This is a genomic window from Niveispirillum sp. (assembly GCF_052437035.1).
Taxonomy (GTDB): Bacteria; Pseudomonadota; Alphaproteobacteria; order Azospirillales; family Azospirillaceae; genus Niveispirillum.
The window spans coordinates 211,084-234,977 of the sequence record NZ_JBQVOH010000001.1 but is presented as its reverse complement, the minus strand read 5'-3'; the positions used below and the strand labels follow the sequence as shown (position 1 = coordinate 234,977).

At 64.0% G+C, this 23,894-nt stretch carries 24 protein-coding genes and 1 other RNA gene; 13 read left to right on the top strand and 12 right to left on the bottom strand.

What is annotated here, in order from left to right:
• The first annotated feature begins 2 nt into the window (after positions 1–2).
• The 3 genes from edd (at position 3) to ACT6Q8_RS01100 (ending at position 2,900) form a co-directional block, all read left to right on the top strand.
• Positions 3–1,835, top strand: a complete 1,833-nt coding sequence (edd, locus tag ACT6Q8_RS01110) for a phosphogluconate dehydratase (protein WP_444733744.1) — start codon at positions 3–5, stop codon at positions 1,833–1,835.
• Positions 1,836–1,855: 20 nt separating this feature from the next.
• On the top strand, positions 1,856–2,488 hold the full coding sequence (locus ACT6Q8_RS01105) for a bifunctional 4-hydroxy-2-oxoglutarate aldolase/2-dehydro-3-deoxy-phosphogluconate aldolase (protein ID WP_054165821.1): 633 nt from the start codon (positions 1,856–1,858) through the stop codon (positions 2,486–2,488).
• 151 nt (positions 2,489–2,639) lie between these two features.
• Complete coding sequence (locus ACT6Q8_RS01100; RefSeq protein ID WP_444733745.1) at positions 2,640–2,900, top strand: VOC family protein; 261 nt, start codon at positions 2,640–2,642, stop codon at positions 2,898–2,900.
• A 205-nt stretch (positions 2,901–3,105) separates the two neighbouring features.
• On the opposite strand, the gene ACT6Q8_RS01095 is transcribed toward ACT6Q8_RS01100, so the two are convergent.
• From ACT6Q8_RS01095 to ACT6Q8_RS01085, 3 genes are read right to left on the bottom strand one after another with little or no spacing between them, the layout of a single operon-like run.
• Positions 3,106–3,489: a helix-turn-helix domain-containing protein gene (locus tag ACT6Q8_RS01095; protein ID WP_444733746.1), complete on the bottom strand. Its 384-nt coding sequence runs from the start codon at positions 3,487–3,489 to the stop codon at positions 3,106–3,108.
• Complete coding sequence (locus ACT6Q8_RS01090; protein WP_444733747.1) at positions 3,486–3,839, bottom strand: type II toxin-antitoxin system RelE family toxin; 354 nt, start codon at positions 3,837–3,839, stop codon at positions 3,486–3,488. Before ACT6Q8_RS01090 ends, ACT6Q8_RS01095 begins: the two co-directional genes overlap by 4 nt.
• A 55-nt stretch (positions 3,840–3,894) precedes the next feature.
• Positions 3,895–4,242 (bottom strand): DUF3088 domain-containing protein, encoded by a 348-nt coding sequence (locus ACT6Q8_RS01085; protein ID WP_444733748.1) that lies wholly within the window; start codon positions 4,240–4,242, stop codon positions 3,895–3,897.
• A 105-nt stretch (positions 4,243–4,347) separates the two neighbouring features.
• On the opposite strand from ACT6Q8_RS01085, the gene ACT6Q8_RS01080 reads away from it, so the two are divergent.
• Positions 4,348–4,737, top strand: a complete 390-nt coding sequence (locus tag ACT6Q8_RS01080) for a YbaN family protein (RefSeq protein ID WP_444733749.1) — start codon at positions 4,348–4,350, stop codon at positions 4,735–4,737.
• An 87-nt stretch (positions 4,738–4,824) separates the two neighbouring features.
• On the opposite strand, the gene ACT6Q8_RS01075 is transcribed toward ACT6Q8_RS01080, so the two are convergent.
• Positions 4,825–9,669, bottom strand: coding sequence for an NAD-glutamate dehydrogenase (locus tag ACT6Q8_RS01075; protein WP_444733750.1), 4,845 nt, complete (start codon positions 9,667–9,669; stop codon positions 4,825–4,827).
• A gap of 254 nt (positions 9,670–9,923) precedes the next feature.
• On the opposite strand from ACT6Q8_RS01075, the gene ACT6Q8_RS01070 reads away from it, so the two are divergent.
• The 3 genes from ACT6Q8_RS01070 to ACT6Q8_RS01060 are packed head-to-tail and all read left to right on the top strand — an operon-like array spanning position 9,924 to position 12,051.
• Positions 9,924–10,958: an NrtR DNA-binding winged helix domain-containing protein gene (locus ACT6Q8_RS01070; protein ID WP_082371906.1), complete on the top strand. Its 1,035-nt coding sequence runs from the start codon at positions 9,924–9,926 to the stop codon at positions 10,956–10,958.
• Positions 10,955–11,494, top strand: a complete 540-nt coding sequence (locus ACT6Q8_RS01065) for a hypothetical protein (protein ID WP_444739324.1) — start codon at positions 10,955–10,957, stop codon at positions 11,492–11,494. The genes ACT6Q8_RS01070 and ACT6Q8_RS01065 overlap by 4 nt, the downstream gene beginning before the upstream one ends.
• Before the next feature lie 26 nt (positions 11,495–11,520).
• Positions 11,521–12,051, top strand: a complete 531-nt coding sequence (locus tag ACT6Q8_RS01060) for a GNAT family N-acetyltransferase (RefSeq protein WP_444733752.1) — start codon at positions 11,521–11,523, stop codon at positions 12,049–12,051.
• A 287-nt stretch (positions 12,052–12,338) separates the two neighbouring features.
• On the opposite strand, the gene ACT6Q8_RS01055 is transcribed toward ACT6Q8_RS01060, so the two are convergent.
• From ACT6Q8_RS01055 to thyA, 7 genes are all read right to left on the bottom strand, one after another.
• Positions 12,339–13,208, bottom strand: coding sequence for a MipA/OmpV family protein (locus tag ACT6Q8_RS01055; protein WP_444733753.1), 870 nt, complete (start codon positions 13,206–13,208; stop codon positions 12,339–12,341).
• Between the two features lie 110 nt (positions 13,209–13,318).
• Positions 13,319–14,065, bottom strand: coding sequence for an enoyl-CoA hydratase-related protein (locus tag ACT6Q8_RS01050; RefSeq protein WP_444733754.1), 747 nt, complete (start codon positions 14,063–14,065; stop codon positions 13,319–13,321).
• Positions 14,066–14,173: 108 nt separating this feature from the next.
• Positions 14,174–14,527 carry a TfoX/Sxy family protein gene (locus ACT6Q8_RS01045; RefSeq protein ID WP_444733755.1) on the bottom strand — a complete coding sequence of 118 codons (354 nt, stop codon included), beginning with the start codon at positions 14,525–14,527 and terminating at the stop codon, positions 14,174–14,176.
• Between the two features lie 9 nt (positions 14,528–14,536).
• The gene (locus ACT6Q8_RS01040; protein ID WP_444733756.1) at positions 14,537–15,037 is read right to left on the bottom strand and encodes an SspB family protein; all 501 of its coding nucleotides are present in this window, start codon (positions 15,035–15,037) and stop codon (positions 14,537–14,539) included.
• A 203-nt stretch (positions 15,038–15,240) separates the two neighbouring features.
• Positions 15,241–15,594, bottom strand: a transfer-messenger RNA (tmRNA) gene (ssrA, locus tag ACT6Q8_RS01035).
• A gap of 152 nt (positions 15,595–15,746) precedes the next feature.
• On the bottom strand, positions 15,747–17,474 hold the full coding sequence (gene ggt / locus ACT6Q8_RS01030) for a gamma-glutamyltransferase (protein WP_444733757.1): 1,728 nt from the start codon (positions 17,472–17,474) through the stop codon (positions 15,747–15,749).
• 100 nt (positions 17,475–17,574) lie between these two features.
• Entirely contained in the window at positions 17,575–18,471 is an 897-nt protein-coding gene (gene thyA, locus ACT6Q8_RS01025) for a thymidylate synthase (RefSeq protein WP_444733758.1), read from the bottom strand.
• Between the two features lie 97 nt (positions 18,472–18,568).
• Here thyA and ACT6Q8_RS01020 point away from each other — a divergent pair, with 97 nt between their 5' ends.
• From ACT6Q8_RS01020 to ACT6Q8_RS00995, 6 genes are all read left to right on the top strand, one after another.
• Positions 18,569–19,075: a dihydrofolate reductase gene (locus ACT6Q8_RS01020; protein WP_054165811.1), complete on the top strand. Its 507-nt coding sequence runs from the start codon at positions 18,569–18,571 to the stop codon at positions 19,073–19,075.
• 4 nt (positions 19,076–19,079) lie between these two features.
• On the top strand, positions 19,080–19,730 hold the full coding sequence (locus ACT6Q8_RS01015; protein WP_444733759.1) for an aspartyl/asparaginyl beta-hydroxylase domain-containing protein: 651 nt from the start codon (positions 19,080–19,082) through the stop codon (positions 19,728–19,730).
• 65 nt (positions 19,731–19,795) lie between these two features.
• On the top strand, positions 19,796–20,290 hold the full coding sequence (locus tag ACT6Q8_RS01010; protein WP_444733760.1) for a PaaI family thioesterase: 495 nt from the start codon (positions 19,796–19,798) through the stop codon (positions 20,288–20,290).
• Positions 20,263–20,877, top strand: a complete 615-nt coding sequence (locus tag ACT6Q8_RS01005; RefSeq protein WP_444733761.1) for a TetR/AcrR family transcriptional regulator — start codon at positions 20,263–20,265, stop codon at positions 20,875–20,877. The genes ACT6Q8_RS01010 and ACT6Q8_RS01005 overlap by 28 nt, the downstream gene beginning before the upstream one ends.
• Before the next feature lie 40 nt (positions 20,878–20,917).
• Positions 20,918–21,607, top strand: a complete 690-nt coding sequence (locus tag ACT6Q8_RS01000) for a hypothetical protein (RefSeq protein WP_444733762.1) — start codon at positions 20,918–20,920, stop codon at positions 21,605–21,607.
• A gap of 81 nt (positions 21,608–21,688) precedes the next feature.
• Positions 21,689–23,056: a pyridoxal-phosphate dependent enzyme gene (locus ACT6Q8_RS00995; RefSeq protein WP_444733763.1), complete on the top strand. Its 1,368-nt coding sequence runs from the start codon at positions 21,689–21,691 to the stop codon at positions 23,054–23,056.
• A 97-nt stretch (positions 23,057–23,153) separates the two neighbouring features.
• Here the strand turns inward: ACT6Q8_RS00995 and phoB are convergent, their stop codons facing one another.
• A complete protein-coding gene (gene phoB / locus ACT6Q8_RS00990; RefSeq protein WP_054165806.1) occupies positions 23,154–23,861 on the bottom strand; it encodes a phosphate regulon transcriptional regulator PhoB in 708 nt (235 codons plus the stop codon).
• Positions 23,862–23,894 lie beyond the last annotated feature (33 nt).

The following is a 23,894-nucleotide window of genomic DNA, read 5'->3' as shown; positions in this document are numbered from 1 at the left end:
AGATGACACAGGATGCCATCCGCCGCGTCACCGACCGGATCATCGGGCGCAGCGTCGCCACCCGGTCCAAATATCTGGAGCAGACCCGCGCCGCCGCCGGCAAGGGGCCTAAGCGCGGTACGCTCGCCTGTGGCAATCTGGCCCATGGTTTCGCGGCCTGTGGCCCTGACGACAAGGCCAAGCTGAAGTCGGGGACCGAGCCGAACATCGCCATCGTCTCGGCCTATAATGACATGCTGTCGGCGCATCAGCCGCTGGAACGCTATCCGGCCCTGATCAAGGATGCCGTGCGCAAGGCGGGTGCGGTGGCACAGTTCGCGGGTGGTGTGCCCGCCATGTGCGATGGCGTGACCCAGGGTCAGGCCGGCATGGAACTGTCGCTGTTCTCCCGCGATGTCATCGCCATGTCGACGGCCATTGCCCTGTCGCACAATATGTTCGACGCCGGCCTGTATCTGGGGGTCTGCGACAAGATCGTGCCGGGCCTGTTCATCGGCGCCTTGTCCTTCGGCCATCTGCCCGCCGTTTTCGTGCCCGCCGGCCCGATGACGTCCGGCCTGTCAAACCCGGAAAAGGCCAAGGTCCGGCAATTGTATGCAGAGGGCAAGCTGGGCCGCGACGCGCTGCTGGAGGCGGAGTCGCAGAGCTATCACGGACCGGGTACCTGCACCTTCTATGGCACCGCCAATTCCAATCAGATGCTGATGGAGATCATGGGCCTGCATTTGCCGGGCGCCAGCTTCATCAACCCCAACACGCCGCTGCGCGATGCGCTGACCGTCGCTGCCGCTGAGCGGGCGGCCAAGATCACGGCGCTGGGTGATGAATATACGCCCATCTGCGACGTGATCGATGAAAAGGCCATCGTGAATGGCATCATCGGCCTGATGGCGACGGGCGGGTCCACCAACCATGCCATCCATCTGGTCGCCATGGCGGCGGCCGCCGGCATCCAGGTCGACTGGCAGGATTTCAGCGACCTGTCCTCGTCCGTGCCGCTGCTGGCCCGCGTCTATCCCAATGGCGTGGCCGATGTGAACCATTTCCATGCCGCCGGCGGTATGCAGTTCGTGATCTCCGAACTGCTGGATAGCGGCCTGCTGCATGGCGATGTGAAGACGGTGGCCGGCGATGGTCTGGACGCCTATCGCCAGGATGCCTTCCTGGATAATCACGGTGTCGCCACCTGGCGGCCCGGTGTGAAGGAAAGTGCCGATACCAAGGTGCTGCGCCCCGTCGCCGACCCGTTCGACAGCACGGGCGGCATGCGCCTTCTGTCCGGCAATCTGGGCCGTGGCATCATCAAGGTGTCCGCCGTGAAGCCGGAACATCGGGTGATTGAGGCACCCGCCGCCGTATTCGACAGCCAGGACGACCTTCAGGCTGCCTTTAAGGCCGGCGCCTTGAACCGCGACGTCATCGCCGTTGTCCGGTTCCAGGGTCCGCGCGCCAATGGCATGCCGGAACTGCACAAGCTGACGCCCGGCCTGGGCGTGTTGCAGGACAAGGGGTTCAAGGTGGCACTCGTCACCGATGGCCGCATGTCCGGTGCGTCGGGCAAGGTGCCGGCCGCCATCCATATCACGCCGGAATGCCTGGGCGGCGGCCCGCTGGCCCGGGTGCGCGATGGCGACATCATCCGCCTGAATGCCGAAACCGGCGAATTGAACGTGCTGGTCGATGCCGCCGAATTCGCGGCCCGCACCGTCACTGTACCCGACCTGTCCCACAATGAATGGGGCATGGGCCGCAACCTGTTCGGTGCCTTCCGCGCATCTGCCACCGGGGCCGAACAGGGTGGTTCCTGCTTCGCCGCCCCCATCCCCACCGCCTGACCCGACCGGAACCTGACAAGATGAGCATGGATATCGCCCACATCGCCAGCCTGGCCCCGGTCATTCCGGTGATCATCATCGACCGGCTGGAAGATGCCCAGCCGCTAGCAGAGGCGCTGGTGGCCGGCGGCCTGCCGGTGCTGGAAGTCACCCTGCGCTCCGCCGCCGCCTTGGACGCCATCCGCATCATGGCCAAGGTGCCGGGTGCGGTGGTCGGTGCCGGCACCGTCATCGCCCCGGAGCAGGTGGCGCAGGTGGCCGATGCCGGGGCAAAGTTCATCGTCAGCCCCGGCACCTATCCGGCCCTGGTCGACACCATCCTGGACAGCGGCATCCCCTACCTGCCCGGCGTCGCCACCCCGGCGGAGATGATGTACCTGCTGTCGCGCGGCATCCGTCACCAGAAGCTGTTCCCCGCCACCGTCGTGGGCGGCATGGACATGCTGAAGGCGGTATCCTCGCCGCTCTCCCAGATCAAATTCTGCCCCACCGGCGGCGTCACCGCCGCCACCGCGCCCGACTTCCTGGCCCTGCCCAACGTCATGTGCGTGGGCGGCTCCTGGGTGACGCCCGGCAACATGGTCAAGGCCGGCGACTGGGCCGGCATCACGGCGCTGGCCCGTGAAGCCGCCAGCTTGCCGCGCCGCTCTTAACGTCTTTCCGGTCCTCTACGATCGCCGTTGTCCGGTCATTTCACGGCGATCGACCTTATGGGCGGTTGGGGGAAATCCCGACCGCCCATCTTTTTTGCGCCGACATAATGGGGTAGTATTTCAAGGACCAGTGACAACCGTATGGCAACCCATGACCGCCCCTTTCGCCCCCGGCACCATCGCCATGCGCTGCCGCGACATAGCGGCCTGCATCCGCTTCTACCGGCTGCTACTGGGGGAGGAGGTGGCATCGCTGACAGGCCAGGACCCAACTGGCGCGCCCTGGCACAACGCCTGGTTCGCCCTGCAAAGTGGCGGCCGCCTGGTCCTGACGGATGACCGCAGCCACCACCAGCCGCCCCCAGGCGGCGGCCTCGCGCATTTGATCTGCAATAGAAGCCGAAGAGGCTAGGCTCCACGCCCTTGGCGTGACGCCTGTGATACCCACCCACGAGACCAAGTCCGGCCATGCCCTGGTCCTGAACGACCCTGATGGCAACGAGATTGTGATCAGCGCACCGGAAACCCTGCCAAGAATGGGGACAATGCTGCCCTTTTGACTAGTGGGCGCACAGCTATTACCCTTGGTCAGGTCGAGTGCGAAGCGTGGCGTGAAGTCAACCCGCGTTGCGGGGCACCAGATCGTCCATGTCCAACGTCAGAGCCTTGGCAATCTGGGCAAGCACGGCCACGGAGCCGGGCTTCTTGCCGTTTTCGATTTCGGACAGGTATGCCTTGGAGATGCCTACCTGTGCAGCCAACTCACCCGCAGTCAGGCCGCGATACTTGCGCCAAGTACGAACCGGGTTCGCGCCCTCGAGAAGTGCTTCTGCCATATCCAGGGGGATTTCCTCCGTCCGCCCGGCAGCCAAGTCGGCTTCGACCTGACGCAGCCGTTCACGGTCATGCGCCTCCTCCAACTCATCCAGCAGCGCCTCATAATCGGCCTTGGACAAGGTGACGGTTTCGTCTGTGGTGGAGATTGGGCGGATGGCGTTCATTTGTATACTTCCCCTCTGATTTCAACGATACGGACGCGCATCGTGTCATCAATGCGGACCACGACATACACGGCCCGCCAGTCGCCCTGGCGGATACGGAAAGTGTCCTTCTCACCCTTCATCGCCTTCACATCGAAGGGATGGGGGGCAAAGGGTTCCGCCGCCACAATCCGCAGCTTTGCCAGCAAAGCCTTGCGTGCCGTGGGTGGCATTTTGTCCATGCCCTTCAGGGCCGCCTTTTCGATGACCAGCTTCATAGGGGAATGTTCGCAAATAGCGAACAGTTTTGCAAAGGCGTTTTTCGCAAATGACGAAATAAATGGTACGTAGGCGACAGGTCTAACAACCATCACAACCCCGCCGCCCGGCGCAGGTCCTCATTCATGCGGGTCTGCCAGCCGGCCCTCACGGATGCGGCAACGGTATCCCATGGCGCACGGCCAACGCCTTCATGATAGCGACCCTTGTGCCCGCAAAGCGCAAGCCACCATGCCGCCCCGTCTCCAAGCCATCATCGGCATCATCACCAAAGATCAGCAGCGGCAGGCCCTGGTTCGCCTCCCCCACCAGCGCCACAACCTCCGCCCGTGGGCGCGGAAAATCGTGACGCCGCACCTCCACCTGCTCCGCGATCACCGGGAACCGGGCCAGGATGCCCTCGAAGAACATGCAGTCGGCGCAATAGAAGCGCTGGCCGGGATATTTCTCATCCGGGAAGTCGGGCGGCAGCAGGTACAGGATGTCGCGGGTCATGGGGTCCTCCTCCATCTGCCCCCTTCTACCATGGCAGGGACCTTGCCAACCACCCGCACCCGCGCCATTGTTGCGAATGATTTGCGATTGGCAGCGGAAAGCAGAATGACCGAGCCGAACAGCCGCCGCCGCTGGCGGCCCTTCTATATCGCGCTGGGCTATGTCTGCGTAGGCTTGGGCATGGCGGGAACGGTGCTGCCGGTCCTGCCGACCACGCCGTTTCTGCTGGTGGCGCTGTGGGCCTATTTCCGTTCGCATCCGGAAAAGGCGCAGAAACTGCTGGACCATCCGCGCTGGGGGCCGATGCTGCGCGACTGGCATGAACAAAGGGCCATCCCGACCCGGGCGAAGATCGCGGCGGTGACGGTGATGGCCCTGTCCTGGGTCGTCGTGTTCTTCACGGCAAAAGGCACCTGGGTGCCCGTGATTGTCGGCGTCATCCTGTGCTGCACGGCGATTTTCGTCGCCACACGCCCGGCACCCAAACGCGGGTAATGTCGCATGCGGCCCGTTGGGCCTTATGCGACCTACGGTTCGTCGTAGGTCGCATAAGTGTCAGCGCATGCGACGCCCGTCCAGGGCTTACCCCGCCAGCAACCCGCGCAACTGCCGCCCCGCCACCGCCAGCATGGCGATGTCCAGCGCCGCCACACCGCGCAGGTCCGCCAGCAGGCTGTTGATCCGCTCCAGCGGGCCGGTGCGGTGTGCCGCCCAGGCCTCAAACAGGTCGCCGCCGCCCTGGACCTGCACCAGCACGCGCGCCGTCAGGCGGGCCTGCAAGTTGAACAGGTCATCCAGCGAGGCGGCCACCGCCTGACGCTGCCAGTGGTTCTCGGCCTTCACCTCTGCCGTGCGGGCGCGCAGATATTCCAGGCCCAGGCGGTCGCCCAGATCGAAATAGAGGTTGGCCACATCCGACGGGTCGCGGTTGGCCTCAACCGCGATTTCCGCGATGTCGGTGCTGGCCGCCAGCAGCGGCAGGGCCGAGACGCGGCGGGCAAGGTCGCCCGGCACCCCATCCTTGGACCAGTTGCCCGCCGTCTCAGCCAGCCATTTCAGGGCCGAGGGCGACAGGATGTCGGGCAGGTGACCCGTCAGCTCCTCCACCACCGGGGCCAGACGTGCCACCTCAGCGGCGATATCCAGCGGGTAGCTGCCATGGGCCAGGACCCAGGGCACGGCCCGGCGCATCAGGCGGCCCGTGTACAGCATCATGGCCGTCTGCACCGCCGCCGGCACCTTAGTATCCAACGCCTCCACCGCGTCCCACAGCCGGCGCAGGCCGAACGCGTCACGCACGATCAGATAGGCGCGGGCCACATCGCCCTCACTACGCCCCGTCTGTTCGACCATTTCCCAGGTGAAGGTCGGGCCGACGCGGTTGACCATGCCATTGGTGACGGCGGTGCAGATGATCTCGCGCCGCAACTGATGGCGTGCCACGGCATCCGGGAACCGTTCCTGCAAGGCCTTGGGGAAGTAGCGCATCAGATCGCGCTCAACCGTCTTATCCTCCGGCAGGTCGGATGCCAGCAACTGGTCATAAAGGTCGATCTTGGCATAGGCCAGCAGTACCGCCGTTTCCGGGCGGGTCAGGCCGCGCTTGGCATTGACACGCGCGGCGATTTCCTCGTCATCGGGCAGGAACTCGATGGCGCGGGACAGCTTGCCGGCCTTTTCCATGGTGCGGGCGAACCGGGCCTGATCCTCCAGCGTTTCCACCGAAATGGCCTGGGCGATGGTCAGGGCCTGGGTCTGCTTGTAATTGTCGGCCAGGACCAGATCCGCCACCTCATCCGTCATCTGGGCCAGCAGCACGTCGCGCTGTTCGCGCGTCATGCCGCCGCCATCCATGACGTCGCGCAGCAGTATCTTGATATTCACCTCATGGTCTGAGGTGTCCACACCGGCGGAATTGTCGATGGCGTCGGTATTGATCGAGACACCGGCCTGCGCCGCCTCGATACGGCCGCGCTGGGTGAAGCCAAGGTTCGCACCCTCGCCCACCACCTTGGCCCGCAGCTCGCGGCCATTCAGGCGGATCGGGTCATTGGCCTTGTCGCCGGCATCGGCGTTGGTCTCGTCGGTCGACTTCACATAGGTGCCGATGCCGCCCAGCCAGAGCAGTTCCACCTTGGCGCGCAGCACGGCCCGCATCAGCTCCGTCGGCGTCACACGCTCGTTCTGGATATCGAGCGCCTGACGGATTTCCGGCGACAGCGTCACCGACTTCGCCCCACGGTCGAAGATGGCACCACCGGGCGACAGCTTCGTCGTGTCGTAATCAGCCCAGGACGAGCGCGGCAGATCGAACAGGCGCTTGCGCTCCGCCCAGCTGCTGGCCGCATCCGGGTTGGGATCGACAAAGATGTGGCGATGATCAAAGGCGGCGATCAGGCGGATATGTTTGGACAGCAGCATGCCGTTGCCGAACACGTCGCCCGACATGTCGCCCACGCCGACAACCGTGAAATCCTCGTTCTGGATATCCTTGCCCAGCTCGCGGAAATGGCGCTTCACCGCCTCCCACGCGCCGCGTGCCGTGATGCCCATGCCCTTATGGTCGTAACCGGCGGAACCGCCAGAGGCAAAGGCATCGTCCAGCCAGAAGCCATACTCCCGCGACACGCCATTGGCGATGTCGCTGAAGGTGGCCGTGCCCTTGTCGGCGGCCACCACCAGATAGGGATCGTCGCTGTCCAAACGCACAACATCCACGGGCGGGATGACCACGCCGTTCTTCAAATTGTCGGTAATGTCCAGCAGGCCGCGCATCATCGTCTTATAGCATTCGATGACTTCGGCCATCACGGCCTCACGGCCCGCACTGGCCGGCACCGGGTTCTTCACGATGAAGCCACCCTTGCTGCCGACCGGCACGATCACGGCATTCTTGACGATCTGCGCCTTGATCAGGCCCAGAATCTCGGTACGGAAATCTTCCTTGCGGTCGGACCAGCGGATGCCGCCGCGGGCCACCTTGCCGCCGCGCAGATGGATGGCCTCCACACGCGGGCTATAGACCCAGATCTCCCGCCACGGGCGCGGAAGGGGCAGGTCGTCGATGGACCCGCTGTCCAGCTTGAAGGAGATGTAGCTCTTCGCCTTCCCGTCCGCCCCCTTCTGGAAGAAATTAGTGCGCAGGGTGGCGCGGATGATGTTCAGCATCCGGCGCAGGATGCGGTCTTCATCCAGGTTGGTGACGGCGTCCAGCGCGTGGTCGATCTCCAGGATCAAACCCTTGCGCTTGGTATCCACCTCATCCCGGCCCAGCTTGGCCAGGATGGCCGGATCATGGCTGAACCGGAACAGGTCCAGCAGCAGACGGGCGATGCGGGAATGGGTCGAGAGGGTATTCTCGATATATTCCTGGCTGAAATCGAACTTGGCCTGCTTCAGATACTTGGCATAGGCGCGGAAGATCGTGACCTCACGCCAATCCATGCCCGACAGCAGGACCAGACGGTTGAAGCCGTCCGACTGCGCCTCTCCGGTCCAGACACGCAGGAACGCATCCTCGAACGCCGCCTTCACACGGTCCAGCTCGACGGCCCGGCCATCGGCGGTGCGCATGTCGAAATCCTGCATGAAGACATTGGGCGTATCGCCCGGCAGTTCCACCTCGAACGGGCCGCCTTCGGCCAGGATGCGCAGACCCAGATGCTCCAGCATGGGCAGCACCTTGGACAGCTCGACCGGCCCGCCGGTCTGATAGACCTTGAAGAACAGCTGATGCGCATCCGCCTCCACCGGGCGGTGCAGGTTCAGCGCGATGCCGCCATTGGCAATGATCTGCTCGATCCGGGCGATATCGACCACCGCCTCGTCCGGCGTATAGGCCTCCTGATACGATGCCGGAAGGGTGGCATTGTACCGGCGGGCCAGTGCCAGACCGGCCGCCTCGCCCTTTTCCTCCACCAGCGCCTGGGTGAAGCGGTCGCGCCAGCCGCGCGAGGCTTCGATCAACTGGCTTTCCATCTCAGCCACATCCACGTCCGGCACCTTGCCGGGCGTCGTCTGCACGATCAGGTGAACGCGCGCCAGCACACTTTCCGACAGCGATACATTCACCTGGGTCGAGGTGCCGTCATAGGCCTTCTCGATCAACGCCTGCAGGCGCTTACGCAGATCGGTATCGTAACGATCACGCGGAACATGGATCAATGCGGAAACGAAACGCTCAAACGGGTCCTTGCGCACGAACAGGGCGACACGCTGCCGCTCCTGCAGATGCAGCACGCCCATGGCGATGTCGAACAGCTCGTCATCGCCAATCTGGAACAGCTCGTCACGCGGATAGGTTTCAAGGATATGGACCAGCGCCTTGCCATCATGGCCGCGTCCGTCAAAGCCCGACCGGGCGATGACGCGGTTCACCTTCTGGCGCAGGAACGGGATATCGCGGGATGACCGGTTATAGGCGGTGCTGGTGAACAGGCCGACGAACAGCCGCTCGCCCACTTCCTCACCCGCCTCGTTGAACAGCTTGACCATGACGGCATCCAGGGGCGCGCGGCGATGTACCGTGCTGTCCTTATTGGCCTTGGTCACCATCATGAAGCGAGGGTGGCGGACAAACGCCTTCACCTCCGGCGGCAGGGTGGAGAAATAGCGCAGACCGTCAAAGACGCTGACCTCGTCATCGCGCAGCAGGCCCAGGCCGGCACCGGTCTGGATGTCCAGCGTCTCCTCGCCATTATCCTTGCCCAGGCGGTATTCGCGGATGCCAAGGAAGATGAAATGGTCTTCATCCATCCAACGCAGGAAGGCCAGGCCCTCCTCCCGCTCCTCCGCCGCCACGGGGCCATACTGGCCCGCAATGGTTTCGGTCAGGCGGGCGCGCATGGCGTGGAAATCGGTGACGGCGGCGCGGACATCGGCCAGTACGGCGGCGATGCTGGCGCGGATCGCGTCCAGTTCATCGTTGCCGGTGATCTGGTCGACCTCGATATGCATCACCGATTCAGCAATGGCGTCGGCGGGTGCCTCACCATTCTGCCAGATGGCGGTCAGGCGGCCATCGCCGTCGCGGCTGACCTTGATCACGGGATGCACCACCAGATGGACCGTCAGGCCCCGGCGGTTCAGTTCGGCGGAAACGCTGTCCACCAGGAAGGGCATGTCGTCATTGACGATTTCCACCACCGTATGGTGAGCATGCCAGCCATCGCTGTCGACGCGCGGGTTCAGGACGCGGACCAGCGCGTCACCCGGCTTGCGCGTGCCCCCGAACTGCATGATGGCGATGGCGGCGCCATACAGCTCATCAGCGGTGGAGCGCAGCATGTCGTCGGGCGACACGTTGCGATAGAAGGCCCGGACGAACGCTTCGGCCAGGCCGGCCTTTTCCTTGGACAACCGGCTGCGCAACTTGGCGACAACCTGATCCAGCAGCTCGGACTTACGCTGTTCGAGCTTGAACGCCATGGTGTTTCTCCCGCAATGGACCGCATCTTGTCGGGGCGGATTTGTGGCTGGATGTGCCCCGGCACGGTTTGCGGGCAACACCTTGCTCCTTTTATGCGTCGTCAGAAAGAGGGTCGGGTGACAGTTCGGCGTTCCGGAACGCTTATGCTGCCGACGGGCTGGCATACGGCATTCCATTGCTTTACAAGCGACTACGGCTTTCTTTTCGAATCCGACCGTTCCGACCCGTCCGCCAGAGAGGGAGCAAGCGACCCGTGCCCGTGCCCGACTCGACAGTGCTGGGCCTGACCGCCGTCATCGTCGCCGTGACGGACGAGGTGCCGCGCGTGCTGGTGGTGCGGCGCATGACGCACAACCTCGCCACGCCGGAACAGCGGGATGCCACCGCAGGGCAGGACGCCCTGCCCTTCGGCCCCTTTACCGCCGACCGCGATCGCACCCTGGAACAGGGTCTGCGCCGCTGGGTGGAGGAACAGACGGGCCTGCCGCTGCGCTATGTCGAACAGCTTTATACGTTCGGGGACAAGTATCGCGACCCGCGTGAGCTGGAGGGCGGGTCGCGCGTCGTTTCCGTCGGCTATATGGCGCTGGTGCGGGAGGCACCGCTGTCGGGCAGCGGGGCCGCCGAATGGCACGATTGGTACGATTACTTCCCATGGGAGGATTGGCGCGATGGCCGCCCCGCCCTGCTGACCCGTACCATCATGCCCGCATTGTCGCGCTGGATCGCGGCCGCCCCCGACAGCGCCATCGCCGCCGCCCGCGCCGAACGTGTCTCCACCACTTTTGCCGAAGAGGAGCTGTGGGACACCGAACGCGTGCTGGAACGCTACGAACTGCTCTACAGCGCCGGTCTGGTGGAAGAGGCGTTGCGCGACCGCGCCATCCGCCAGCGTCTGGGCCTGACCCTGGACAATGGCCACCTGAATGAACCCGATCTGGCCATCCAGATGGGCACCCCCATGGCCCAGGATAACCGCCGCATCCTGGCCGTGGCGCTTGGCCGGCTGCGCGGCAAGCTGAAATACCGCCCCCTGGTGTTCGACCTGCTGCCCCAGCAATTCACCCTGTTCCGGTTGCAGCGGACGGTGGAGGCACTGTCGGGCGTGCAGCTTCACAAACAGAATTTCCGCCGTCTGGTCCTGGCCGGCGGTCTGGTGGAGGCCACCGGCTCCCAGGAAGCCCATACCGGTGGCCGCCCGGCGGAACTGCACCGCTTCCGCCGCGATGTGCTGCGCGAACGGGTCGCGGCGGGGATTGGGCTGCCACAGGTGCGGATGGTGGATTGAGTGTGGCTGCTTCGTCCGATGTGGGACATAGTTTGAATTCGCAACACCCAATTTCTTACCAATCTTGTGCGATTCCTATGCGGGGAATTCAGATGGAAGATGAAATCATCTATTCAAATAGCACTCTCAGTATCACTAAGGGAAAATTGCGTAAAAATGGAGGTGAGTTTAAAATTTCAGAAATATCAGAGATATGGATAGGTCGCAGCAGTCATCTACCTATGGCTATTTTTATATTTCTCTCATTATCGATTGTATTTTTTATCATTTTATCGATAAATCCAGATATTTTTCAGTTATTTGAATTAATAGCTTGGCTATCTATAGCATTTCCACCGACAATTTTATTTATTTTATTTTTAATATCAGCCATTCTATATTTTTTATATGCTATTTTATCTAACATGAATAGGAACTATATTTTAATGGTTCGCATTTCTGATGAAATCATTCAAATTATCGAGAGCAATGACTATGATCAAGTCAAAGAAATTAAGCACATTATCGAAATTCAGAACCCACAACACATAAAGTAAATATGACGATCAGGCATAATAAAGGAATGATCCACACGCCCCGCCTGCTCCTGCGCCCCTGGCTCGACAGCGACCTGGACGCCCTCACCGCCATCAATGATGACCCCGCCGTCTATCAATGGCTGGCCGGTCCCTTCACGCGGGAGATGAATGCCGCTAGCATCCAGCGGCAGCAGGGGTTTCAGGCCGAACATGGTTTCTGCTACTGGGCTGTGGTGGAAAAGGCGTCGGGCGCGCTGATCGGCATGGCCGGCCTGATGCCCGTCACCTTCGATGCCGGTTTCCTGCCTGCCGTTGAAATCGGCTGGCGCCTGTCGCCGGCCTTCCAGGGGCGGGGCTACGCGACAGAGGCGGCGAAGGCGGCCCTGGACTACGGGTTCGGCCCGGCGGGATTGCGGGAGATCGTATCATTCACCGTGCCGCATAACCGTGCCTCACGCGCCGTCATGGAACGGATCGGCCTTCGCCACGAACCGGCGATGGATTTCGACCATCCCCGGCTGGCGGAAGGACATCCCCTGCGTCGGCATGTTTTTTATCGGATCAGAACCACCTGATCTTCAGCGCAAAGCACCCCCCAAACAAACAACGCCCGGCAGCAGGTCACCCCACTGCCGGGCGTCGACCCCCAGCCAGATCCCCGTGAGGGGACCCCAATTTCAACATCATGCCGACCGTTTGTCGCCAACCGGTGGGGTTACCCAATATCCCCGTGCATGTGCCGGAAGCACTTTGCTAAACGCGTGCCAAGTGCCAATCCGGCCCCTGACAACGCTTTCCCATACCCCCACCACCAGAGCACCTGCCCATTCAAACGGCACTGCCGCCCAAATGGGCAGAGAACTCAGCGCACCACCGGCACGCGGGCGTCCGACTGCCAGAAGGACCAGCGCACGCCCATGCCGACGCTGTAATTGGTCTTGTCGCGGAACAGGGGGCTGTCCTCGTTCGCCGACCCGCCGTAATAGCCGACCTGCGCCGCACCGAACACCAGCAGACGATCATTGATGGGATAGGCCACGCCCAGCGTGGCCTTGGTGCCGATATAGCCGTCATCGGCCTTGTAGGCCCGGCGGCTGGCCGTGGCATAGGCGGCATCGACGCCGTAGAAATAATCATTCACCCCGTCAAAGCCGAAGACGGGGCCGATGGAGGCATAGCCGCGCAGCTTGGTCCCGCCCAGCGAGCGGTCGGACCAACTCAGTTCCGGATTGACGCTGATGCCTTCATAATCAAACCCGATCAGGCGGGTGGCGATGACGGCACGCACCTCCACGCCCAGATCGACCTGTACATCCGCATGCTTGGGCATGAAATGCCAGGTGGCTTTGGGCCCCGCCTCGATCAGCAGGTCCAGGTCGGGCATGCCCTCGCGGGCCTTGTTGTCCTTGCTGTCGACATCGAACGACCCGTCCAGACCGATATCCAGCTCAAACCGCCCATCGGCCATTTCCTGGCGCGCGCGGATGAAGCCGTTGTCGCCGATGCGCAGATTGTCGCCGCGATAGATCAGGAACGGTACCGGCAGCGCCTTGAACTGTCCCTCAGATGCCGCCGGATAGTGCGCGACATAGCCACCGGCGGCCAGGATGCTGGCTTCCCACAAGGGCGCGGTCTGGTCCGTCGTCTCCATCCCGAACAGGGCCGATTGTGCGGCAGCGGGGCCGGACAGGGCCAGCAGGGTGGTGGCAAGGGCGGCAAGGCGGCGGATCATGGGGCAGAGAACCGGTCATGTTGCAGGGCGGCATAGCTCTACCGCATCGCCGCCCCCGCCGCCACATCCACCAAGGGGCTACACAAAATGCCGCCCCGCATCCCCAACCCTTACTTCTTCCCCTTCATCATGAAGGCCTGGAAGGCCGCCATGGCTTCGGGGGAGCGCAGGCAGGCGCCGAAAATCTGGCCTTCCTTCTTCATGGTGGCCAGCACCTCTGCCTGATTGGGCCGCATCAGGGCCTTGGTCTGGCGCATGGCACCCACCGGCTTGGCGGCCAGGGCCTTGGCCTTGGTCAGTGCGGTTGCCGCCAGATCGGCGGCGGGCACGATGCCCGACAGGATGCCCGTGGCCAGCGCCTCATCGGCACCCAGTGGTTCACCCAGCATCAGCATGCGGGCCGCCTGGGCATGGCCCATGGTGCGCGGCATCAGGATGGAACTGGCCGCCTCCGGCACCAGCCCAAGATCGACGAACGGCACATGCAGGCGCGCGTCGGGCGACGCATAGACCAGATCGCAATGCAGCAGCATGGTGGTGCCCACGCCGACCGCCATCCCCTCCACCGCCGCCACCAGGGGCAGCGGCGATGTCGCCAGCGCAAACAGGAACTGGAACACCGGCGCCTCATCATTGGCGGGCGGGTTGGCCAGGAAATCGCCGATATCATTGCCGCCGGTGAAGAACCCGCCCGCCCCCTGGAACAGGACGGCGCGGATGCCGGCATCGGGCGCGCTCTTCAACGCCTCGGCCATCGCGGCATACATGGCGGCGGTCAGGGCGTTGCGCTTGTCGGCGCGGTTCAGGGTGATCGTGCGCACGCCGTCGGCGTCACTCACCAGCACATGCTCGGTCATTTAAGGCGCTCCCCAGCCTGGGATTATGGTTGGCGCACAGGACGCCCGAACCCGCCTGCGCCGTCAAGCCGGAAAGCGCACGACCGTGCGGAAAGGCAGCTTGGACCGCTATTTCTTCTTCGGCTTACGGGGTGCGCGCAACGCCACCTCGAACGCAGGCCGGACCCAGACCATGAGGCTGTCGGAATCCTCCAGCGCGTCCGCGGGCGGCCGATGATAATTCATCGTCCGCTCTGGCTGGTCCTCATAGGGTGCGAAGGCAGGCAGGCCCAGCGCCTCATAGGTGGGGCGGTTCTGCGCATCGGTCTTCAGATAAAGCTCCTCACCCGCGACCAGGGCGAAAGTCAGCCCGTCAAGCGACAGGCCCCAGCCGCCGAACATCGACCGCGCCACCACCGGCCCCAGCGGCTGCATCAGCTCCAGAACATGGGTGACAAACGGGGGCGGGCGGCGCGGGGCCATGGGCGGGCCTTACTTCTTGCGGAAGGCATCCAGGGCGACGACGGTGCCGGTCGGCTTGGGCGTATCGTCATCGGGCTCGTCCACTGCGACCGTGACCTCTCCCGCGTCGTGCTCCATCTCCTCCTCATCCACCAGCAGGTCCGGCATATCATCGGGCTGGAACTGCAGGACGAAATTCACCGACGGGTCGGCGAAGGTGATGATGGTGATGTAGGGAACGACCAGCCGGCGCAGCACACCGCCGAACGACAGGGTGACGGCGAACTTATCGTTTTCCACCGTCAGGTCGTAGAACTGGTACTGCAGGACGATGGTCATCTCCGTCGGGTACTTGGCGCGGAGATAGTCCGGGATATCCACCCCTTCGGCATCGGTGCGGAAGGTGACATAGAAATGATGTTCGCCCGGCAGCTGTCCGCCCCGGTTCAGAACCTCGCGCAGGGCCTGTCTGACGACGCCACGCTTGGCGGCCTCGACCATGCGGTCATAGCGGAGCATTTCCTCGGACATCGGTTAAGCGAACCCCTGGCAACGAACGCGACGGAACAGACCGTCCCCCATCTGGCCCCAGACAAGCCTATTACGGTCGGATAATCAAGCGTCGGGCGCAAATGTCTGCGTTCCCGCGTGCAGCCATGCGGGAATGGGGGCTTAACCGGGCACTCAAAGGCACGGATGCGCCCGCCCGGCTTCTCAAGGGAACAAAATAATAAGGTGGGGGGATTCTGTTGCCCAGCTCCCCCCGGGCTGCGAACTAAGCTAACTGACTAACGCCCTTAAGGGGGAATTAGGCAGCCATGCGAAGGTCAGACGCCGAGTTATCGTTGGCATCTATGAGGTTTGACCCGATAACGGCGGTATCATGCCGAGGGAAGACTATGCCTTTATTACGCGCGTCGATCCTGTTTCGCCCCCATGAACCAATGGCCATCAGGCCAAAGGTGAATGGTGGAGGCGCCGGGTACCGCCCCCGGGTCCGCAACGTCTATTCCACACCGCGTTTATCCCCATAGTCGGGCGAACCCGACAGGCTTCATATAGGCGATTGCGACGCGGGTTTAAAGGGGGATGTTCGGGGGCTGAATAGGCATCCGCCCTCACCCTCCCAAACGTTGGCGCGTTCGGGCCCCTCCCTCTCCCACTTCGTGGGCGAGGGAGGGGCCCATCGGTGTCAACCGATGGGAGGGTGAGGGAGCAAGAGCAGGGAACCACAGCCCCCTTAAGGCGCCCCCGCCGTCCCGTTCGACCGTGGGTCCGCACCGCCGCGCCACTGGCCCGTCATCTTGTCAATCCCGTTCAGCTTGCCCCCGAAATCATCGACCACCACCTCATGGCCCATGGCGCGCAGCTGGTCGGCCATGCCGCCAACCGCCGTCCCCGCCTCGATGCGGATCGTCTCCCCGCTGCCCATGAAGGTGGGCAGGGCGAGTGCTGATTGCACATCCAGCTTCCAGTCCAGCACCCCGACAATGGCCTTGGCGACCTGCGCGATGATGGTCGGCCCGCCGGCGGCCCCGATGGCCAGCACGGCCTGACCGCTCTGGTCATAGACGATGGTGGGCGACATGGAACTGCGCGGGCGTTTGCCCGGCTCCACCCGGTTGGCGGTGGGTACACCGTCTACATCGGGGATGAAGTTGAAATCCGTCAGCTCATTATTTAGCACATAGCCGTCCACAATGATGCCGGAGCCATAGATATCCTCGATGGTGGAGGTCATGGAGGCGACATTGCCCCATTCATCGGCGACGGAGAAATGGGTGGTGCCGGGGATTTCATTGTCGGGGATCTCCGACACGCGCGGCGCATCCTTCGGGTTGCCCGCCGGCGCCTTGGGCATGGCCTTTTTCGGGTCGATCAGCTTGGCCCGCTCCTTGATATAGGCGGGGTCGGTCAGCCCCTCTACCGGCACCTTCACATGGTCGGGATCACCCAGCCATTTGGCCCGGTCGGCATAAGCCAGCCGCATCGATTCGCCGATGATATGCCAGGCCTCCAGGCTGTTCGGCCCCATGGCCGGAATATCGAACCCTTCCATCTGTTTCAGGATGGTCAGAACGGCAATCCCACCGGACGAAGGCGGCCCCATGCCGCAGACCGTGTAGACGCGGTAGGTGCCACAGACAGGCGGGCGCGGCACGGCGCGGTAATTCACCATATCATCCGCCGTGATGATGCTGGGGTTGCGGGCCGCGTTGGCCACCGCCGCGCGCAGCCGATCCGCCGCCGGCCCCTTGTAGAAGGCGTCCGCCCCCTTCTCCGCCACCAGGGTCAGGAGATCGGCCAGCTTGGGGTTCTTGATCACCGATCCCGCCGGCTTGGGCGACCCGTCGGGCTGGTAATAAAGCGCCTGCGCTTCCCGTGACACGGACAGCAGCGGCTTCTGTTCCTCCAGCATCTTCACCATGCGCGGCGTGACGACAAAGCCGTCGCGCGCCAGCCGAATCGCCGGCTGGAACAAAGCCTTCCAGGGCAGCTTGCCATGGCGGGCATGGGCCAGCTCAATCAGGCGGATATTGCCCGGCACACCCACCGACAGGCCGCCGGCCCGCGCCAGCTCATAATCCATTTCCTGGCCGTTCTTCATGAAGCGGTCGGGCTTGGCCGCCGATGGCGCCTCCTCCCGCCCGTCATAGCTGAACGTGTCCTTGCTGCCGGCGGGGTGATACAGCAGGAAGCCGCCGCCGCCGATGCCCGACGATTCCGGCTCCACCACCGTTAGGGCCAGCATCAGGGCCGCCGCCGCATCGGCCGCCGACCCGCCCTGGCGCAGGATTTCCCGCCCCGCATCGGTGGCACGCGGGTCCGCCGACGACACCATGGCCTTGCCCATGGGCAGCGCCGTGACCACCGCCCCTTCCTTCTGCGCCCAGGCCCCCATGGCCGGTATCGCGCACAGCGCAGTAGCAAGGCAAAGCGACAGGGCAAGCGAACGCAAGCGGGTCATCGCGGGGCATCTCCGGCTGGGCTGAAGTACCGTCAGCTTCCCACGAAAAACACGGCCATCATACTGTAAAATATTGATTATTTTCTGGGCAGGGTGCCGCTCATACCGCCACATCCGCCTTGATCGGCGGGTGCGGGTCGTAACCTTCGACCACGAAATCCTCGATCCGGTAGGCGTCGATGCTGTCGGCGCGCGGGGTTAGGGTCAGGCGCGGCAGGGGGCGCGGGGTGCGGGACAGTTGTTCGCGGGCGGCGTCCAGGTGGTTGAGGTAGAGATGCACATCCCCACCCATCCACACAAACTCCCCCAGGCGCAGCCCCGCCTGCTGCGCCAGCATGGCCTGCAAGGCCACGGCGCCGGTCAGGTTGAAGGGCAGACCCAGCAGCACGTCGCAGCTGCGCTGATACATCAGGCCATTCAGACGGCCATCACTGGTGACATGGTACTGATAGACCATGTGGCAGGGCGGCAGGGCCATGCCGCCCAGGTCCGGCACATTCCAGGCATGGAACAGCAGGCGACGGCTGGCGGGTGTTTCGCGCAGGCCCTTGATCAGGGCCGCGATCTGGTCATGTTCGCGCCCATCGGGACCCAGCCAGCGGCGCCATTGCTTGCCATAGACCGGCCCCAACTCGCCCCAACGGGTGGCGAAGGCGTCATCCTCGACAATCCTCTGCTCAAAATCCTTCTGGCTGATCGCCTCCCCCGTTTCCCGGCGATAGGTGGCGAGCGGCCAGTCGGTCCAGATGGTGACCTTTTCCTTCAGCAGCGGCTGGATATTGGTGCCGCCGGTCAGGAACCACAGCATCTCCTTGACCGCCAGTTTCCAATAGACGCGCTTGGTGGTCAGGATGGGGACCGTCCCATCCGACAGGTCGAACCGCATCATGGCCCCGAACAGGGATTTGGTGCCCACACCCGTCCGGTCCACGCGGGCGTCGCCACGAGCCAGGATGTCTTCCATCAGGTCCAGATATTGCTGTTCGGGATGGCGCATCGCTTGTCGGCCCTGCTTTGCCAGTCATGCTGCAAGTGGTTGTTCATTAGCCCGGCGGGCGGCTATTGTCACCCATCGACCGTCTGGAGACTTCGCCTTGTTCCTTTCCGTGATCGCCGCCGTCGCCCGCAACGGGGTTATCGGTCATGAAGGCCGCATGCCCTGGAAGCTGCCCAATGATCTGCGCTTCTTCAAGCAGGTGACCATGGGCAAGCCCATGATCATGGGCCGCAAGACCTGGGAAAGCTTCGGGTCCAAGCCGCTGCCCGGTCGCCCGCATATCGTGATCACCGGCAACCGCGATTTCGTGGCAGAGGGCGCGATTGTCGTCCATGACCTGGAAACCGCCATCGCCACGGGCAAGCGCCTGGCGGAAGAGGCCGGCGGGAACGAGGTGATGGTGATCGGTGGGGCACAGATCTACGCCGCCGCCCTGCCCCTGGCCGACCGCGTATTCCTGACCGAGATTGCGGCCAGCCCCGTGGGCGACACCCATTTCCCGGAATTCGACCGCACCGCCTTCCTGGGCGAGGAACTGGGCATGCAGATGGCCAAGGGGCCGGAAGAACCCGCCTTCCGCGTCATGCTGTTCCATCGGCGGTAAGGCGATGGCGGCGCTGCTTCCCTGGCAGGAAATGACAGTCGGGTCTGGCCTGATGCTGTCGGCAGCGTCCAGCATAAGGGTCGATCCCGGCATGCTGGAGCAGCAGGTTCAGGCGGCCATCGACAGCGTGCCGGATGAGCAGCGCAACCGTTTCGGCAACCCCAGCGGCGATTGGACGGCCATCACCTTGCTGTACACGGACCCGAAGGGGATGCCGGTGCCACAGCCGCCGCTGGCCCATATCCCCCTGCTGACCGACCTGCTGCGCGATGCCGGTATTGATCCGTTCGGTCTGCACATCACGCGGCAGCCGCCGGGTGTGGACCTGAAATGGCATTTTGACCATCAGGCCCTGCATCTGAACATCTGCCGTCTGCTGCTGCCGGTGCGGGTGCCGGCGGATGCCTTCACCTGGATCGGGCATGAGAAGGTGGCCTATCCGCCCGGCACCCTGTGGACAGGCGATTTCGCCCTGCCGCATCAGGTGGAGAACCAGACGGACCAGGAACGGATCGTCATCGCCATCGACAGCCACGTGACGCCCGCCATCCAGGCCCTGTTTCCCGCCGACCTCTATGCCCACGCTGAACAGCGTATGGCGCTGACCCAGCAGGCAATCAACCTCCTCGCCGCAGCTCGCGCCAAGGCGGGCTGACACCGGACAAAATTCTTGACCGATCGTTCGCTTTCACTCAATGTCTCCATCGGAGACTTCAAGCCATGCTGAAAATCATCCTTCCCCTGTTGTTCAAGGTGAGGCCCAAGATGGTCTATGACATGATCCGCCAGCAGATGGTGGGTTCCCTGCCCTTCGTGCGCCATTGCGGCATTGATCTGGTCAGCATTGGCGACGGCACCGCCGAGGCCCGGGTGACCGACCGGGCGGAGGTGAAGAACCATATCGGCACGCCCCATGCCGGCGTCATCTTCACGCTGGCGGAGACGGCCAGCGGCGGGGCGATGGCCGGGGCCATGGCGCCTGTCCTGGCGGGCATCCGCCCCGTGGCGGCCCAGGCCACGATCCAGTATCTGGCCGTGGCCAAGGGCGACCTGCGCGCCGTGGCCCGCACGGGCCGGTCGGGTGCCGATCTGCGGGCGGAACTGGAATCCTCGGGCAAGGTGCGCTTCCCCGTGGAGGTGGAGATCCTGGACGGCGCCGGCAGCCCCGTGTCGAAGATGGTGGTGGAATGGTACGTCAGCCCCAAGCGGTCCTGACCACCGACTTGGCCCCCCGCCGCGACAGCTTTCACCATGGCGACCTGCGCGCCGCATCCCTATCGGCGGCCCTGGCCATGGTGGAGGCAGGCGGCCCGGAGGCCCTGTCCTTCCGCGCGGTCGCGGCGGCGGTCGGTGTCAATCACCGCGCGCTTTATCGCCATTTCGCGGACAAGCATGAACTGACCCTGGCCCTGGCGGCACAGGGGTTCGATGGGCTGGCCGCCGTGATCCAGGCCGGGTTCGATGGCGAGGGGGGACAGCCCTGCCCCGGCCCGCTCTATCGCGCCTATGTGGATTTCGCCCTGGACCGGCCCGCCCTCTACGCCCTGATGTATGGCATTCCGGGACAGGATTATCTGACCCATCCGGCCCTGGCCCCGTCGGTCGCCAAGGTCACGCGCCTTGCGGGCAAGGCCTTCCGCCGGGTGGACGATCCGGCCGGCTTCTCCATCGCGATCCGCGACCGCGTCATGCGCGCCTGGGGAGAGGTGCATGGCCTGTGCGACCTGTGGCAGCGCGGGGCGCTGCGGGCACGGGATGCCGCATCGGCCAAGGCCTATATCCTTGGTTTGCTAACACCATGATTCGCCCGCCACCTCTGCGCCGCGCGATATCCCGCCGCGCTTGTTTGGCACTTCACGCCAGGGCACGGGCGGCTATCTTCTGCACGCCATGCAATTGACCACCATCCCCGAACACATCCTCCCGGACGCCCTGGCCGCCGTTGCCCGCCACTTGGCCCCCGAAAGCCGGACGGCCAAGGTGCTGGCCCGCATTGCGGCCACGCGCGATCTGATCGCGCTGGGTGTGGACACGCCTTCCCACCGGGCGGCGGGTGTGGATCTGGCCCGCCGCTTTGGCATCGGCGTGATCGATGAGGAGCCGCAGGCCGCCTTTTCCTATGACGGTCACGCCATCCGCACCCGGTCAGAGGCCTATGTCCTGATCCATGAGGTGGCGCACTGGCTGGTGGCCCCGCCCGAACGCCGGGGCCTGATCGATTTCGGCCTGGGTGCGGGCCCTGAGTCCGGTCGCGTGGACGAGGCCAACCGCGCGCTGGCCGTGGGCCAGGATGACCAGATACGGGAAGAGGCGCTGGCCTCGCTCCTGGGCATCCTGTGGGAGGTGGAACTGGGTCAGCCCGCCATCCTGGCCTTCCTGGAACAGAACTGGCTGGAGGGCTGGGAACGGCCAGCCTGCGCTGAGAATCTGACCGATAATGTCGAAGCGCTTTTCCAGGCGGGTTTGATCAATGCGGATGGGCGGCCAATTCCGCCGGAATCGTGCGCGGATCGCACCCGCGCCGCAGCTTGATTTCGTTATTTCACACCCCCTTGCGGGTGGTTTGAGGATGCGGTTCCCTTAGGGCAAAACCATTTGCCCCAGGGGGGAAACATGTCCGGCGCACCCGCCATCCTGTCCATGATCGGCAACACCCCGATCGTCCGTATCACCCGTTTCGATACCGGCCCGTGCGAGCTGTATCTGAAGCTGGAGAACCAGAATCCCGGCGGCTCCATCAAGGACCGTATCGCGCTCAAGATGATCGAGGCGGCGGAGGCAGAGGGCAAGCTGGCCCCCGGCGGCACGGTCATCGAGGCGACGGCAGGCAATACCGGCCTGGGTCTGGCCCTGGTCTGTGCGGCCAAGGGTTACCGCCTGATCCTGGTCATCCCGGACAAGATGGCCACCGAAAAGATCAACAATCTGCGCGCCCTGGGTGCACAGATCCACATCACAAGGTCGGATGTGGGCAAGGGCCACCCCGCCTATTACCAGGACATTGCCGAACGCCTGTCGAATGAAATCCCCGGCAGCTTCTATGTGAACCAGTTCGCCAACCCCGCCAATCCCCGCGCGCATGAGGAATGGACGGGTCCGGAGATGCTGGACCAGATGGGCGGCGACATCGACGCGGTGGTGGCCGGCATCGGCTCTGGCGGCACCTTCACGGGCCTGGGCACCTTCTTCGCCAAGGCCAGCCCAAAGACCGCCATGGTCATCGCCGACCCGGTGGGGTCCATCATCGCCGATCTGGTGAACAAGGGCACGCATGACGAACCCGGTTCCTGGGTGGTCGAAGGCGTGGGCGAGGATTTCGTGCCCCCCATCTGCGACCTTCAGTACGCCAAGGCCGCCTACTATGTCAGCGATACCGAAAGCCTGAACGCCGCGCGCGACCTGCTGCGGCTGGAGGGCATCCTGGCCGGGTCCTCATCGGGCACGCTGTTCGCGGCGGCGCTGAAATATTGCCGGGCGCAGACGACGCCCAAGAAGGTCATCACGTTTGTCTGCGACACGGGCAACAAGTACCTGTCAAAGATGTTCAACGATGCCTGGATGGAAGATCACGGCTTCACCCCGCGCGAACGGCACAATGACCTGCGCGACCTGATGACCCGCCGCTTCGACAAGGGCCAGGTGGTGACGGTGGGGCCGGAGGATACGCTGCTGACCGCGTACAAGCGGATGCGGATTTCCGACGTGTCACAGCTTCCCGTGATGGAAGGCGAACGGGTGATCGGCATCCTGGATGAAAGCGACCTGCTGCTGCATGTCGAAAAGGACCCGGCGCGGTTCCGCGACAAGGTCTATACGGCCATGGTCAACCGTCTGGAAACCCTGCCCGTGACCGCGACCATGGCCGACCTGCGCGCCCTGTTCAACCGCAACATGGTGGCCATCATCATGGACGGCCCGGTGTTCCTGGGCCTGTTGACCCGCACCGACGTGCTGAACCATCTGCGCCGGCAGTTGGGATAGGGGTTGCCACACGTCGCATGCGCTTGCGCTTATGCGACCTACGTCTGAACCGTAGGTCGCATAAGGGCGAATGCCCGCATGCGACGCCCATCAAAACTCACATCGTCGTCTTGTTATCCAGCGCATAACCCGCCGACCGAACGGTGCGGATCACATCCTGTTCTTCCGTCTCGTTCAGCGCCTTGCGCAGCCGGCGGATATGCACGTCCACGGTGCGCAGCTCGACATAGACGTCGTGGCCCCAGACGATGTCCAGCAACTGTTCACGCGAAAAAACCCGCCCCGGATGCTGCATGAAATGGCGCAGCAGGGCGAATTCCTTCGGCCCCAGATGGATATCCCGGCCCCCGCGCCGCACGCGGTGCGCCGCCAGATCCATGGAGATGTCGGAGAAGCGCAGCAGTTCTTCCGCCAGACCCGGCGAGGCACGGCGCAGGACGGCGCGGATGCGGGCGACCAGTTCGGTGGGGCTGAACGGCTTGGACAGGTAATCATCCGCCCCGCTATTCAGGCCGCGGACCTTGTCGGCCTCCTCCCCACGTGCCGTCAGCATGATGACGGGCGTCTCACGGGTCTTGGGATTGCGGCGCAACTGGCGGCAGACCTCCAGCCCGCTCATCAGCGGCAGCATCCAGTCCAGCAGGATCAGATGCGGGCTGCGCTCATCGGCCAGCAACAGGGCTTCTTCCCCGTCACCGGCGGTGATGACCCGGAACCCTTCGCGTTCCAGGTTGTAGGACAGCAGCGTGACGAGGTCGGCCTCGTCTTCAACAACCAGGATCAGCGGCTTCAAGGCGGCGTTCATCGGGGTCCCTTGGCGCTAGATGGTGGCGGGGCG

Bases quoted from the DNA above. Each gene is read 5' to 3' on its own strand.
- ACT6Q8_RS01105 (WP_054165821.1), top strand. From the start codon at position 1,856: ATGAGCATGGATATCGCCCACATCGCCAGCCTGGCCCCGGTCATTCCG.
- ACT6Q8_RS01010 (WP_444733760.1), top strand. From the start codon at position 19,796: ATGCTGAAAATCATCCTTCCCCTGTTGTTCAAGGTGAGGCCCAAGATG.
- ggt (WP_444733757.1), bottom strand. From the start codon at position 17,474: ATGACCCGCTTGCGTTCGCTTGCCCTGTCGCTTTGCCTTGCTACTGCG.
- ACT6Q8_RS01075 (WP_444733750.1), bottom strand. From the start codon at position 9,669: ATGGCGTTCAAGCTCGAACAGCGTAAGTCCGAGCTGCTGGATCAGGTT.
- ACT6Q8_RS01085 (WP_444733748.1), bottom strand. From the start codon at position 4,242: ATGACCCGCGACATCCTGTACCTGCTGCCGCCCGACTTCCCGGATGAG.
- thyA (WP_444733758.1), bottom strand. From the start codon at position 18,471: ATGCGCCATCCCGAACAGCAATATCTGGACCTGATGGAAGACATCCTG.
- ACT6Q8_RS01090 (WP_444733747.1), bottom strand. From the start codon at position 3,839: ATGGTTGTTAGACCTGTCGCCTACGTACCATTTATTTCGTCATTTGCG.
- ACT6Q8_RS01015 (WP_444733759.1), top strand. From the start codon at position 19,080: ATGGCGGCGCTGCTTCCCTGGCAGGAAATGACAGTCGGGTCTGGCCTG.
- ACT6Q8_RS01055 (WP_444733753.1), bottom strand. From the start codon at position 13,208: ATGATCCGCCGCCTTGCCGCCCTTGCCACCACCCTGCTGGCCCTGTCC.
- ACT6Q8_RS01045 (WP_444733755.1), bottom strand. From the start codon at position 14,527: ATGGCCCCGCGCCGCCCGCCCCCGTTTGTCACCCATGTTCTGGAGCTG.
- ACT6Q8_RS01095 (WP_444733746.1), bottom strand. From the start codon at position 3,489: ATGAACGCCATCCGCCCAATCTCCACCACAGACGAAACCGTCACCTTG.
- edd (WP_444733744.1), top strand. From the start codon at position 3: ATGACACAGGATGCCATCCGCCGCGTCACCGACCGGATCATCGGGCGC.
- phoB (WP_054165806.1), bottom strand. From the start codon at position 23,861: ATGAACGCCGCCTTGAAGCCGCTGATCCTGGTTGTTGAAGACGAGGCC.
- ACT6Q8_RS01040 (WP_444733756.1), bottom strand. From the start codon at position 15,037: ATGTCCGAGGAAATGCTCCGCTATGACCGCATGGTCGAGGCCGCCAAG.
- ACT6Q8_RS01080 (WP_444733749.1), top strand. From the start codon at position 4,348: ATGACCGAGCCGAACAGCCGCCGCCGCTGGCGGCCCTTCTATATCGCG.
- ACT6Q8_RS01050 (WP_444733754.1), bottom strand. From the start codon at position 14,065: ATGACCGAGCATGTGCTGGTGAGTGACGCCGACGGCGTGCGCACGATC.
- ACT6Q8_RS01100 (WP_444733745.1), top strand. From the start codon at position 2,640: ATGACCGCCCCTTTCGCCCCCGGCACCATCGCCATGCGCTGCCGCGAC.
- ACT6Q8_RS01005 (WP_444733761.1), top strand. From the start codon at position 20,263: ATGGTACGTCAGCCCCAAGCGGTCCTGACCACCGACTTGGCCCCCCGC.
- ACT6Q8_RS00995 (WP_444733763.1), top strand. From the start codon at position 21,689: ATGTCCGGCGCACCCGCCATCCTGTCCATGATCGGCAACACCCCGATC.
- ACT6Q8_RS01060 (WP_444733752.1), top strand. From the start codon at position 11,521: ATGATCCACACGCCCCGCCTGCTCCTGCGCCCCTGGCTCGACAGCGAC.